Genomic DNA, 13859 nt, shown 5'->3' on the forward strand with positions numbered 1-13859 from the left:
ATGAGGCGGCTCTTCCATAAGATATATCCTGTGTCCTTTCCGGGATCAGATATTGCCTTTCTTCAGTTCTTTCACCGCATAGTCCGCCGCTCTTGCAGTCAGCGCCATGTAGGTAAGCGAAGGGTTCACGCAGGACGCGGAGGTCATGGCCGCGCCGTCTGTCACGAACACGTTGGGAACGGAATGCACCTGGTTGAAACCATTGAGGATGGAAGTTTTCGGATCGCGGCCCATGCGCGCAGTGCCCATCTCGTGGATGGCCATGCCAGGCCAGGAGCCGTTGTCGTAGGTCTTCACATTCTTGATGCCGGCCGCTTCCAGCATTTCGGCAGCGTCGTTCATCATATCCTTGCGCATTTTTGCTTCGTTCTCTTTGAACTCAGCGTTGAAGCGCATCACAGGCTGGCCCCATGCGTCTTTCTGGCTGTTGTCCAGCACTACGGTATTGTCTTCGTAAGGCAGGCATTCGCCGAAGCCGCCAAGCCCCATGGTCCATTGACCGGGTTCGGTGAGCATTTCCTTGAAGTCTTTACCCACGCCCATTTCGGCAATGCCGCGGCTCCAGCCGCTGCGGCTTGCGCCGCCCTGGTAACCGAAACCGCGGATGTAATCGCGTTTGTCGGAACCGATATTTCGGTAGCGGGGAACGTACAAACCGTTCGCACGGCGGCCGTAGAAATATTTGTCTTCATATCCTTCAGCAACGCCGGACGCGCCGATCTTGAAGTGGTGGTCCATCAGGTATTTGCCCAGCACGCCGCTGTCGTTGCCCAAACCATTGGGGAAGCGGTTGCTGATGGAGTTGAGCAGCACGAAGGTGGAACCGAGCGTAGAACCGTTCACGAAGATGATCTTCGCGTGAAACTCGATCATTTCCTTGGTGTGCTTGTCTATCACCCGTACGCCGGTGGCTTTCTTTTTGCCTTCGTCGTAGATAATGCTGTTTACGATGGAATCAGGGCGCAGCGTAAGGTTGCCGGTGGCCATGGCCGCGGGCAGCGTAGACGACTGCGTGCTGAAATAAGCGCCGAAGGGGCAGCCCCTGCTGCAGAGGTTCCTGTACTGGCATTTGGTACGGCCGGGCAGGTCCTGCGTGATGTTGGCCACGCGGCCGATGGTGATGGTGCGGCTTTTGAAAGCTTCTTCAACGCGTTTTTTCACGTCTTTTTCCACGCAGTTCATTTCCATCGCGGGCATGAAGATGCTGTCAGGCAGCTGGGGCAGGTTTTCGGCCTGGCCGCTGATGCCTACGAATTTCTCCACGTATTCGTACCAGGGCTTGATGTCTTTATAACGGATCGGCCAGTCTATCGCGATGCCGTCTTTCAGGTTGGCCTCGAAGTCCAGGTCGCTCCAGCGGTAGCTCTGGCGGCCCCACATGATGGATTTGCCGCCTACGATATCAGGACGGTACCAGTCGAAGCGTTTGTCTTCTTTATAAGGGCTCTGGCTGTCGTTGATCCAGTATTTTTCGTTGTGTTCGCTGTAAGGATAGTCGCGGACGAGCTTTTCGTGGCTCTGGCGCTGATCCTGGGTGATGCGGCCGCGGTGCGGGAATTCCCAGGGATCTTTGGTGGCGGTTTCGTATTTGCCGTGCTCGAGGTTCTTGCCACGGTCCAGCAGCAATACTTTCAGGCCTTTTTCGGTCAGTTCTTTGGCAGCCCATCCGCCGCTTACGCCCGATCCGATTACGATGGCGTCATACGTGTTCTGGTCCTGCGCTTTTATGTTCAGGTTCATTTGTCTGGTGTTTTGTGGTTCGAAGAAAAGGATTAGGCCCAGGCTTTGTCGCCTTTTTTGTAAGGCACGCAGCCTTCGTATTTACCAGGCACGGCTATGTAACGCAGGGCTTTGGTAGCGCCGGGCTCCGAAGTGAAATACCCGAGCAGGGTCAGTTCCTTCATGTATTGGAAATAGTGCGCGGGATCGTCCTTTTTCTTGTTCTCCCGTTTGTTGTAGTCCACCCTCTCTTTATCGATCGCCGTGAGCAGTTCGGTGCGCTGTTCAGGAGTGATCTCCATGAAATCTTTCCCGGAGAATTTCTTCTTGCTCTCTTCATTGACCTTATTCAGACCGGATTCAAAAACCTTCTGGGCTTTTTCATCATAACAATCGTTGATCATGAGCACGATGAAATCCTGTACATTAGCGGCTTTGGCGCCGGGACTGGTCGTTTCCGGGATGATGGTTTCGGCTATTTCAGCCAAAAGGGCTTTGGTTTCCGGTGTCTGTAGCGTTAGAGTAGCAGGCTTGGATTTACAACCCTCCAGAGCCGCTAACGTGGAAGCGGAAAGCGCGGTTCCCATAAGGATCGCGACATTCCTGATGGCATCTCTTCTGTTCATATTAGTAAATTGATTTGACCTTCACGGTAAGTTTCGAAAAAATACTGAGATTTTCAAATAAAATAGGGGTATTGGCAAAATAATATGTAGAAATGACACAAAGGGGGTTTTTCACCCAGTCACTTCAATATTGCATCAAAAAAAAGAGCATCGCCGCTGCGATGCTCTTTTTCCAATAATATTATAACTGTCAGTTGCCATTCGCTGCTTTCGCTGCGGCGCTCTGTGCAATGGGCGGCGCTTGCTGCGGCGTGGTATACACGTATTTGCCCTGGCTGTTTACCAGCACCACGGGCAATTTGCGGTGTTTTTCAAAATAATCGTAAGCAGATTTCAGGTTGATCCAGAATTTCTGCGCTTCGTTGTCTGTGAGTGAAATGCTGCCCAGGTAGTCCATAGACCTGGAGTTGCCGAAACGCACCGGGAACACGTGCACGGGGATGAAATCCTGCCCGTTGTTCTTGGCGTGTACGGCCATGATATATACTTCCTCGATAAATTCATCGGTAAGCGGTATGCAGCCGATGGTGAGGCAGTTGCCATGAATATAAATATCCCCGCCGGGCTTCTTCTGGTCGCTCAGTATCCTGTCCGAGAAATTGGGATAGTTGATACCGAGAGAAAGATGGAAGCTGCTGTTCGGGTTAAAATCGTTGATATAATAGAATCCTTCCGGAACCTGTCGGTCGCCCTCCTTGCGCTTGGGCCCCATCTTGCCGGACAAGGTGCAAACGCGGTAGGTTTTCAGCAGCGTAAAAGTGTCGGATACATTGTTGCGCACCCAGATCTCCAACTCGCTGTCCAGCTTGAAGGAACGGATGTACATCTGTTTGGCAGGATAGGCGATGCCTTTTTTGGCGAACGCCTGTTTGAGCGATTCCTCTTTTTCACGGAAAGCTTCACCAACCCTGGGGAACAACTTCTGATTCTCCAGGAAAGTTTGCTGCGCGTGAACATTCATAGCGCTCAGTAGGGATAAGGATAAAATACCAATTAATAACCGCTTCATAATTTTATGACTTTCCAAATTCATACCAGGAAATAATAGGCCAGGTAGAATAGTACAAATGCAAAAATAACATATATTATTGAACCGACCTTCCGGTTGGCAATGCGCAGCACGTAATGCCGTTGCCCGGCGAAGATCAGGTAGGCGGTCAGCAACTGGAGCAAACCGGCCAGGATAAACAGGTACCCGAATAAGTCTCTTAAGTCCATAAATATTAACGTCAAATATAAAGATTTAGTGGGTAAAAGGGGTTAAAAACGGGTAAAATTTCAACAAAACGGCAGTAAAACAGGCATTTTTTAACGTAAACAGCCTTATGGATTTTTTACTATTTTGTTGGCCATAAAAAATATTCCGCATGCTGCTCCAAACCCTGTTTACGGCGATGCTCGCCTTCTCTCCCTTTCCCGCAGACACGTCCGGTTATAAACTGACCTGGAGTGATGAGTTTAACAACGATGGCGTTCCCGACCCCGCGAAATGGGATTACGAACGGGGCTTTGTGCGCAACAACGAGCCGCAATGGTACCAGCCTGAAAATGCTGTTTGCCGCAATGGCCTGCTGGTAATAGAAGCGCGGAAAGAAAAAGTCAGGAACACGAATTACGATCCTTCCAGCAAAGCCTGGCAGCGCAACCGCGAATACGCGGAATACACATCCACCAGCATGATCACCAAAGGCAAATTCGATTTCAAATACGGCCGGGTGGTAATGCGGGCGAAGATAGACGTGCGCAAAGGCATGTGGCCCGCGTTCTGGATGCTGGGCAGCAAACGCGGCGCAGGCGGCTGGCCGGCCTGCGGCGAAGTGGATATCATGGAGTTCTACCGCGGTAACCTGCTGGCCAACTGGGCCTGGGAAGGCAACAACCAGGTGGCCTGGAACACAGGCAAATTCCCCGTAGCAACCTGGGGCGGCGAACAATGGGCGAAAGAATTCCATGAATGGGCGCTGGAATGGGACGAAAACAAAATGACCATCTTCCTGGACGGCAAGGAGATCAACTCGCAAGACCTCTCCAAAACCATCAACCATCAAAAAGGCAACAACCCTTTCCGCGAAAATTTTTACCTGCTGGTAAACCTCGCGCTCGGCCAGGCTGGTGAAGAAATCCCGGACAGCCATATTCCCGCGCAGCTGCTGGTGGATTATATCAGGGTGTACCAAAGAACTTTATAAAACCTAAACGTGAAAATATGACGCCCTATTCCGAACCGCCTGAAATGCCCGGATCATTCAACTTTCAATGGCTGGAATGCCTGACCATCGACAGCATCAAACAGCGCCTGGGAATAACAGCGCTGCAATTCCGGACCATCAAAGCTGCGGACGGCAGCATCCTGGACTATTGCTGCCACTGGGACTTTGAGCGGAAGCTTACTGTAAGAATGGAAAGAGCCCTCATTCATCAGGTAAAAGCGGATGCTTCCGTTTTGCTGAACCTCAAAAGACAATGGTCTGCCGGGAAGTACGGCGCCTACCACCTATTCACTGTCACTGCTTATGTGGACAACTGGCCGGACTATACCGAAGGGGAAGACAGTGGCCATGAGCAGCAATATTCAGTATACAACGGGTACAACGATTGGACCGACGATGATATTGATATTGCTTTTGAAGGCGACCCGGATAATACCTGGAATACCGACTAAAAAAAGCCGCCGGCCAAAAGACCGGCGGGATGCTGAATTGTTGTGTTGTTGTAAACTCCAGTTAAAAAAACTTACAGGTTCCCGCGCAGCGCCTGTTCTCTTTCAATGGATTCGAACAGCGCCTTGAAATTGCCTTTCCCAAAGGATTTGGCGCCTTTGCGCTGGATGATCTCGAAAAAGAGCGTAGGCCTGTCTTGCAGGGGTTTGGTAAAAATTTGAAGCAGGTAACCTTCATCGTCGCGGTCAACCAGGATGCCCAGCTCGCGCAACGGGGCAATGTCTTCGTCGATGTCTCCCACCCTTGCGGTAAGATCTTCGTAATAGGAAGCCGGCACGGTCAGGAATTCAATGCCGCGGTGCTGCAGTTCGCCCACTGTGTGCACGATGTCGTTGGTGGCAATGGCAACATGCTGTACGCCAGGCCCGCCGTAGAATTCCAGGTATTCCTCGATCTGTGACTTTTTCTTCCCTTCCGCCGGTTCATTGATCGGGAATTTGATACGGCCGTTGCCGTTGCTCATCACCTTGCTCATCAGGGCGGAATACTCGGTGGAAATATCCTTGTCGTCGAACGATACGAGGTTATGGAAGCCCATGGTACGGCTGTAGAAGTCCACCCAGGTATTCATTTCATTCCAGCCTACATTGCCCACGCAATGATCTACGTATTGCAAACCGGTGCTGGTGGGATTGTATTTGCTTTCCCAGGTTTTATACCCCGGCAGGAAAGGCCCGTTGTAGTTCTTCCTTTCAACGAAAATATGCACGGTCTCACCGTAGGTGTGAATGCCGCTGCGCACTACTTCGCCGAATTCATCTTTCTCTACCGTCGGCTCCAGGAAAGGCTTTGCGCCTCTTTTTACGGTTTCCTCGAAAGTTTTACGCGCATCTTCCACCCAGATAGCCAGTACTTTCACGCCGTCCCCGTGATTGTCTATATGCATAGACATTTCATTGCCGGGGCGCAGCGGGGTGGTGAGCACAAAGCGGAGCTTGTTCTGCACCAGCACATACGACGCGCGGTCTTTCACACCGGTTTCAGGCCCGGCATATGCCAGCGACTGGAACCCGAAAGCTGTTTTGTAAAAGTGTGCGGCCTGTTTGGCGTTGCCGACGTAAAACTCTACGTAATCCGTACCGAGCAAAGGCAGGAAATCCTGCTGATCCTGCGCCGGTGTTGGTTTTACTGCTGCACTGTTCATAAAAAAATGGATTGGTTTTTTAAAAAAATTGTTCTGGTGTATGATGATCTTTAAACCGATACAAGGCTCAAAGCATACAGGTGCTTATTGATAAAATCGATCTCTTCCGGCGCCAGTTTGATATCTATCGCCTTTGCGTTCTGAATGGCTTGCCCTGCGTTCCTCGCTCCTACCAATGCCACGGTAATGCCCGGCCTTTCTATGGTCCAGCGGATGACCAGCTGCGCCAGCGTGGCATTCTTGCTTTCCGCGAGTGGTTTGATGAGGCCCAGGAATGCATTGATGCGCGCGATGTTATCCGGCTGGTAGAACTTCGTTGTGGGGCGGTGATCGCCTGCTTCAAACTGGTGGTCTGCCCTGATCTTCCCGGTGAGGATGCCCCGTTGCAGCGGGCTGTAAGCCAGGATGCCTTTGTTGTTCTTTATGCAATAAGGCGTCAGCTCTTTTTCGATGCTGCGTTCCACCATGCTGAAAGGAACCTGGTTGGAAGCCAGTTTGACCACTGCGTCCGCCTGCTTCATTTGCTCCGCGTTGTAGTTGCAAACGCCCGCTGCGCGGATCTTTCCCTGTTCCTGCAACCGCAGCACCGCTTCGAAGGTTTCTTCTATCGGCGTTGTTGCATCAGGCCAGTGGATCTGGTAAAGATCGATGTAATCCGTTTTCATGCGGCGGAGGCTTTCCTCGCATTCACGGATCACGCTTTCTTTACCGGCATATTTGTAAATATCGATCGCCTTGCCGCTGTTGTCTGTGCTGCTGAAGCCGAAAGTACCCTTGTTACCTTCCCAGGTCATGCCGAATTTGGTCAAGATCTGCACTTTATCGCGCTGGATGCCTTCCAGCGCTTCGCCTACGATCTCTTCGCTGGTGCCCTGGCCGTAGATGGGCGCCGTGTCTATGGAAGTAACGCCCTGGTCTACAGAAGCCCTGATAGCTTCCCTGGCGTCCTTTCTTTCCGCGCCGCCCCACATCCATCCGCCAATGGCCCATGCGCCGAATGTGATGGCCGATACTTTCAAATTGCTTTCTCCGAGTTGTCTGTATTCCATGCTTAAATTTTTCCCTAAAAGTAATACCGGGAATTTTATTCCGCCCAGCTCATTACATATTGCTGGTCTTCGATATTCAGCGCTTCTTTCGTGATCTGCAGGGGATGGAAAGTATCCACCATTACCGCCAGCTCTTTCGTTTCCTTCGCGCCCAGGCTCTTCTCCACCGCCCCGGGATGCGGCCCGTGCGGGATGCCTGCGGGGTGAAGGGTGATCATGCCGCGGGTAACGTGCTTGCGGCTCATAAAGTCGCCATCCACGTAATACAGCACTTCATCGCTGTCTATATTGCTGTGGTTATACGGCGCGGGCACAGCCAGCGGGTGATAGTCGAACATTCGCGGGCAGAAGGAACATACCACGAAGTTGTGCCCTTCGAAGGTTTGATGCACCGGCGGCGGCTGGTGCACGCGGCCCGTGATGGGCTCGAAGTCGTGGATAGACAGCGCGAAGGGATATTCGCATCCATCCCAGCCTATCACGTCGAACGGGTGATGGCCGTAGTGGATGGGATACATGATGCCTTTCTTTTTCACGAGTATGGTGAAATCTCCCGCCCGGTCGATCGTTTCAAGGTTCTGCGGCTGCCGGATATCCCGTTCGCAGAAGGGCGCGTTTTCGAGCAGCTGGCCGTAAGGGCTGAGGTACCTTTTCGGGAAACGCAGCGGGCTGAAAGATTCGACGATAAAGAGGCGGTTTTGCTGGTTGGAGAATTCCACCTGGTAAATGGTGCCCCTCGGTATCACGATATAATCGCCGTAGCCGAACTGCAGCTGCCCGTACTGGGTGTGCAGGATGCCGCTGCCTTCGTGGATGAAAAGCAGCTCGTCCGCATCGGCGTTCTTATAAAAATAATCTTTGGTGCTTTGCTGCGGGGCAGCCAGGGAAAGATGGCAGTCGCTGTTTACCAGCACGGGTTTGCGGCTTTTCAGGTAATCCGCTTCAGGTTGGATATTGAAGCCCTGGAAGCTGCGGTGTTTCAGCATTTTTTCCTCCGCAACGGAAGGCGCCGCGTTGTAAGGTTCGTCCACTTTGATGATCTCCGTGGGCGGATGGCAGTGATACAGCAGGGAATAGTGGGAAGAAAAACCTTCCGTGGAAAAAAGCTGTTCCGAGTACAACTTACCGTCCGGCTTACGGAACTGCGTATGCCGTTTATGCGGAATCTGCCCTAATGTGTGATAATGAGGCATAATTGGGTTTATTAATAAATAACAAGTATCCGGCCATTTAGATGGCAAAATCAGGAATCAGCCTAAAGGCTGGCCGGTAAAGCGGGAGATTATAACGCCGAATCCATGGCGAGCGTGGCCATGAGGAAGCAGTAATTGCACTGGTTTTTGTATGTAAGCGAACTGTGCATGAGATTGTACGGGCTAAAATTATGTCTTTTTTCAGATATGGGGGAAATTAATTTATTGATTCCCCGCCAATCACCATAATGAGGCCAATTTGGCGATTCAAAGAAAGGCAGTTATATTGTAGCATATTTCGACCGAACCAAGCAACCCCGATGAAGATAAATTCAATGACCTATTTACCTGTGTTTAGATGATGTTAACACCATTTTCGGAAATCAAGTAAACGACTTTTTACATGCCCAATCTCTATATCCTCACGATCCGGATTCTATCCTGCGTCCCTTTATTGCTTTGCGTTTTGAGCGTAGCCGCTCAAAACGCTCCTAACACCAGCGCCCGTCCTTCAGCAACAGCGGATGCGACACCTGCGGCGTATTCCAATCCTGCTGTCAATTATATCCGTACCTGGGAGCCAGCTATGCTTACTACCGATCCAGCAGTGGTAACGGCCACAGCGCGGACTGTAAAGGAAGTAAAGCAAACTACGCAATATTTTGATGGATTGGGCCGACCACTGCAGCAGGTGGCCAAAGGCATGAGCGGCGGGGTGACGGCGGAGGCCACAGGTGGTAAAGACCTGGTGAGCATGCATGTGTATGACGCATATGGCCGGGAGCAGTTGCAATACCTGCCATATGTGCCGCAGACCGGCAATACCAGCGATGGGTTATTCAAGACCGCGCCTTTTACCGGCCAGGCGGCCTTTTACCAGAATGCTACCCTGAACCCTGGCGCACAGGGTGAGACAATCTATTATACCCGTACCGCTTTTGAAGCTTCTCCATTAAACCGCGTAGTGCATACCTACGCGCCCGGCAACAGCTGGGCGCTGGAAGGCGGTAACCGCCCGGTGAGTCTGCAATACCTGGTTAATACTGCGGCCGATTCCGTACGTATATGGAATATCCCGGCAGGTAATACTATTCCTACGAGCGCTGCCAGCCAGGTGTACGGAGCAGGACAGCTTTCCAAACAATTGACCCAGGACGAGGCTGGCAACCAGGTGATAGAGTATAAAGATAAGAAAGGCCAGACCCTCCTGAAGAAAATACAATTGGCTTCCTCTCCGGGCACGGCCCATGCCGGCTGGCTATGCACGTATTACGTGTATGACAATCTCTATAACCTGCGTTTTGTGATCCCGCCCCGCGCTGTAGAGCTGATCAATAGCAACTGGGTAATCAGCACAGCGATTGCCAATGAACTGTGCTTCAGGTATCAATACGATGGACGCAGGCGCATGATTGAAAAGCGTATTCCTGGCGCCGGGCCGATGCTGATGGTATATGATGTCAGGGATCGGCTTGTGTTTACCCAGGACTCTGTGCAACGCGCCAAATCCCCCACCAAAGAATGGCTGGTGACCTTTTATGATGCGCTGAACCGGCCGGTGATGACGGCGCTCTATCCCTCCAACTCCACGCGGGACCAGTTGCAAACAGCGATGAACGCCGCTACTGCCAGCTCAACGCTGACCTATACCGCCCCTGGTACAGCAGACCTGGTAGTAGGCAACCGGCAAACCGGCCTGACCAGCTATAAGGCCACCAGCAGCATCATTTTTCAACCTGGCTTTGAGAGCGAAACGGCCGCTGAGTTCGTAGCCGAGATCGATCCGGCCCTGCAAGGACTGACTACCCAGCTCGCCGTCACCAACCCGCTGCCCAACATCACCGGGTATCAGCCACTGACCTATACTTTTTACGATAATTACAGCTATACCGGTGCCCATAGCCTGCAAACGGCAGACCTTTCCAAGCCGCAGGCCGGCACCAATCCTTATGCGGAATCTTCCACCGCCGCCAGTACCAGGATTAAGGGATTGACGACCGGTACCCGGATAAGGGTACTGGGCACTACGGACCAATGGCTGACCACCACGATATACTATGATAACAAAGGCCGTGCGATCCAGACGATCAGTGATAATTCCGGCGGCGGTAAGGACATCGTCACCAGCCTCTATGATTTTAACGGCAAAGTGCTCAGCAACTACCTGCGCCATACCAACCCGCGCAGCGGCGCCACGCCGCAAACGACGGTGCTGACGATGAACCAGTATGATGCCGCCGGACGCCTGCGTTCCATCAAAAAGAAGCTCAATGATAATGCTACGTTGGAAAGAACCGTGGCCACGATGGAATATGATGAGCTGGGGCAGCTCAAAGAGAAGCGGCTGGGCGTAACAGATGCCACTACCCAACTGGAGAAGTTGGCCCATGAATATAATATCCGCGGCTGGCTGAAAGGCATCAATAAAACCTACGTCAACACGGCAAGCAGCACATCTAACTGGTTTGGACAGGAATTAAGCTATGATTACGGCTTTACCACCAACCAATACAATGGCAATATCGGCGGGCTCAGATGGAAAGGCCGCGGAGACGGAATTGCCCGTGCTATGGGATTCGGATATGACAAAGTGAACCGGTTGATATCAGGTGATTTTAACCAACAAAACCCCGGCACGACCACCTGGCAGAAGAACCTGGCGGACTTCAGCGTAAGCAACCTGGCATATGACGCCAACGGCAATATTATGTCCATGACCCAGCGGGGCCTGAAAGCCGGTGCCCCGGCCACAGTGGACCAGCTGAGTTATGCTTATTACGCCAATAGTAACCGCCTGCGCTATGTAAGGGATAATGTCAACGACATCAGCAGCACACTGGGTGACTTCAAAGAACCAACATCCAACAACACTTCCAACCAAAATACGCCAACCATAGACTTCGATTACAGCTATGATGTGAACGGCAATATGACTGCTGATAAGAACAAGGAGATCACGGGCATTGTCTACAACCACCTGAACCTGCCGCAGGCGATCACGGTCCCTAATAAAGGGAGTATAAGCTACCAGTACGATGCTACCGGCAACAAGCTGAAGAAGACAGTGACTGATATCACGGTCAATCCTTCCAAGGTGACCACTACCGATTATATGGCCGGCGGGATGATGTACGTAAATGACACACTGCGGATGCTACCCCATGAAGAAGGCCGCGTTCGCACAGTATTCAAGTCCGGCCAGCCTTTGCAATACAAGTATGATTATTTTGTAAAAGACCACTTGGGCAACGTGAGGGTAGTGCTGACGGAACAAGTAGATTTTTCAATGTATATGGCCAGCATGGAAACGGAGAGCGCGGCGAAGGAAAGTGCGCTGTTCAGCAACATCGATGCAACCCGTACTTCCAAACCCGCAGGCTACCCCCAGGATGCTACCACCAATCAGAACAGCTTCGTAGCGAAACTGAACGGAGACAACCCGGATAAGAAGATCGGCCCGAGCCTGGTACTGAAGGTAATGGCGGGAGATACAGTACAGATCGGCGCCAAAGCGTTTTTCAAATCACAGCAAACCTCGCAAAACAAAAAGACAGTTCCTCCTGCAGATATGCTGAGCGCGTTGATCAGTTCCTTCGGAGGCCAAGGCGCTGAAACAGGCCATGGCGCCTTGGCTTCTGCCAGTCTCAACAATACGCCGTTCAACAATGACTTTAATAACGCTTACCAGCGTTTGAAAGAAAAAGATGCGCAAAATTCGAGCCCGCAGCGCCCGAAAGCCTACCTGAACTACGTACTGTTCGACGAAAAGCTCGGCCTGGTGGAAGACAATAGTGGTGTGAAACAGGTACAGGCCTCACCCGACGAGTTGCAAACGCTGGCGCAGGATAAGATGGTGATGCAGAAAAACGGATTTCTATATGTTTATACCAGCAATGAAAGCCCGCAGGACGTTTATTTCGACAACCTGATAATCATCACAAACCCGGCCCCCCTGCTCGAGGAAACACATTACTATCCATTCGGGCTGATAATGGATGGGATATCCTCCAGGGCCGCAAACATTCTCCCCAATAAAGAGCAAACGTTCCAGGAACAAAAATTCGATGATGAATTGGGTGTAAACTACATCCAGTTTAAGTACAGAAGCCACGATCCACAAATCGGACGGTTTATACAGGTTGATCCTCTTGCTGATGATTACAGATATAACAGCACTTATGCCTTCAGTGAAAACAGGGTTACCAATGGCCGGGAGTTAGAAGGTTTGGAATATATTTCTATTCACCACTATACTGATGGAACGAAGGGAACCAAGATGCATTACAAATCTACCGATGAGGAGATTAATAAAATACATGGTACAACAGCAGGATTTTATAATTCAGCTTCGTATGGCCCGTTAGGAAGAGGGGTTGTTCATTATTATTATAGCAGTAATGGAAAAATTCTTGACACCAAATGGGATCAAGCTCAGGACGGCGGTAAATCAGATTTTGCACGCCATGGTCTTTATTCCGGGGCGGGAAGCGTAACAACAGACGGAGGAGAAAAAAGTAAAAATTATGATTTTAGCTATCAACCAATAGATTGGGCTGACGCTATTGCAAAAAGGCATGATATGGACTATGCCGCGGCAACAGCAACAGGAGAAAAATCAGCTGGTTTTTTGGAGGATGTAAGAACTTTGCAAGCTGACAAAGATATGATTCAGCGTCTTTGGGATTACACAAACCCATTTAAAAAAATTGAAGGTGTTGAAACACCATTACGTACATCCTGGTCAGGAGAATTAGAGCTTGCGATGGCGGGTCAACTGGATGTAATAACTGCATTAGCCACCTACAAACAATGGAAAGTAGACAACGGCTACGGTAATAAAGATACTTATGATACATTGCGATGGCAATTTTATAGGTTTGACGCATTAACAGCCGCCCTCATTGATATAATTAATTCAAGATAAAAGCAGTTATATGAAAAAAAATATTGTCTTACTCATCATGATCGTGAGCCTCACGGGATGCCTGTGGGAGAAAATTGAAATAACATCGGATTATATTATTAACGGGAATTGGAGTGAGCATGTAAACTCCATCGAAATCAATAAGCTTCGATTAAAAAAAGATAGCACAATAAATCCTTTTGCAAATTTAAATCAGGCTGAAATATTGGAAAAACTTGAAGACGACACCTCCTTCATATTTGTAGGCAACGTTAAATACAATGGAGAAAAGTATTCCACCCGGAAAGTTTTTTTCAATAAAAAAAATAATTTTCTATGGTGGACGACTAAGGGGGATACACAAATAGAAACCATCGGCAGCTTACAAAAAAATACATGGTACAAATTTTCCAGTCTAGGAAACTACCCTTACATCGTCTATATATATGTTGATAGTGCTAACAAAGTACATCGTTTTACTGTGAATCAATCCAATTGGTGATAT

Annotated in this window: 11 protein-coding genes; 4 read left to right on the top strand and 7 right to left on the bottom strand. The window is 50.4% G+C overall.

Annotated elements, in window-relative coordinates:
* Positions 1–45 precede the first annotated feature (45 nt).
* The 4 genes from R3I13_RS22705 to R3I13_RS22720 form a co-directional block, all read right to left on the bottom strand.
* On the bottom strand, positions 46–1740 hold the full coding sequence (locus R3I13_RS22705; protein ID WP_346320269.1) for a GMC family oxidoreductase: 1695 nt from the start codon (positions 1738–1740) through the stop codon (positions 46–48).
* A gap of 32 nt (positions 1741–1772) precedes the next feature.
* On the bottom strand, positions 1773–2345 hold the full coding sequence (locus R3I13_RS22710) for a gluconate 2-dehydrogenase subunit 3 family protein (RefSeq protein WP_346320270.1): 573 nt from the start codon (positions 2343–2345) through the stop codon (positions 1773–1775).
* A gap of 190 nt (positions 2346–2535) precedes the next feature.
* Positions 2536–3306, bottom strand: coding sequence for a L,D-transpeptidase family protein (locus R3I13_RS22715; RefSeq protein WP_346320271.1), 771 nt, complete (start codon positions 3304–3306; stop codon positions 2536–2538).
* Positions 3307–3374: 68 nt separating this feature from the next.
* Positions 3375–3563, bottom strand: coding sequence for a hypothetical protein (locus R3I13_RS22720; RefSeq protein WP_346320272.1), 189 nt, complete (start codon positions 3561–3563; stop codon positions 3375–3377).
* 149 nt (positions 3564–3712) lie between these two features.
* Between R3I13_RS22720 and R3I13_RS22725 the strand changes: the two genes are divergently transcribed.
* Both R3I13_RS22725 and R3I13_RS22730 read left to right on the top strand, forming a co-directional pair.
* Entirely contained in the window at positions 3713–4534 is an 822-nt protein-coding gene (locus tag R3I13_RS22725) for a glycoside hydrolase family 16 protein (protein WP_346320273.1), read from the top strand.
* Between the two features lie 17 nt (positions 4535–4551).
* Positions 4552–5007, top strand: a complete 456-nt coding sequence (locus tag R3I13_RS22730; RefSeq protein WP_346320274.1) for a hypothetical protein — start codon at positions 4552–4554, stop codon at positions 5005–5007.
* Between the two features lie 71 nt (positions 5008–5078).
* Here R3I13_RS22730 and hppD read toward each other — a convergent pair whose 3' ends face one another.
* Genes hppD through R3I13_RS22745 form a run of 3 tightly spaced genes read right to left on the bottom strand, consistent with a single transcriptional unit; the run spans position 5079 to position 8451 of the window.
* The gene (gene hppD / locus R3I13_RS22735) at positions 5079–6209 is read right to left on the bottom strand and encodes a 4-hydroxyphenylpyruvate dioxygenase (RefSeq protein ID WP_346320275.1); all 1131 of its coding nucleotides are present in this window, start codon (positions 6207–6209) and stop codon (positions 5079–5081) included.
* Between the two features lie 50 nt (positions 6210–6259).
* A complete protein-coding gene (locus R3I13_RS22740) occupies positions 6260–7258 on the bottom strand; it encodes an aldo/keto reductase (protein ID WP_346320276.1) in 999 nt (332 codons plus the stop codon).
* Positions 7259–7293: 35 nt separating this feature from the next.
* Positions 7294–8451 (bottom strand): homogentisate 1,2-dioxygenase, encoded by a 1158-nt coding sequence (locus tag R3I13_RS22745; RefSeq protein WP_346320277.1) that lies wholly within the window; start codon positions 8449–8451, stop codon positions 7294–7296.
* A gap of 403 nt (positions 8452–8854) precedes the next feature.
* Between R3I13_RS22745 and R3I13_RS22750 the strand changes: the two genes are divergently transcribed.
* Together R3I13_RS22750 and R3I13_RS22755 are read left to right on the top strand one after the other, a co-directional pair.
* Positions 8855–13375 carry a DUF6443 domain-containing protein gene (locus R3I13_RS22750; protein ID WP_346320278.1) on the top strand — a complete coding sequence of 1507 codons (4521 nt, stop codon included), beginning with the start codon at positions 8855–8857 and terminating at the stop codon, positions 13373–13375.
* Positions 13376–13385: 10 nt separating this feature from the next.
* A complete protein-coding gene (locus R3I13_RS22755; RefSeq protein WP_346320279.1) occupies positions 13386–13856 on the top strand; it encodes a hypothetical protein in 471 nt (156 codons plus the stop codon).
* The last annotated feature ends 3 nt before the right edge of the window (positions 13857–13859 follow it).

The organism is Chitinophaga sp. YIM B06452 (genome assembly GCF_039655965.1).
Lineage (GTDB): Bacteria > Bacteroidota > Bacteroidia > Chitinophagales > Chitinophagaceae > Chitinophaga.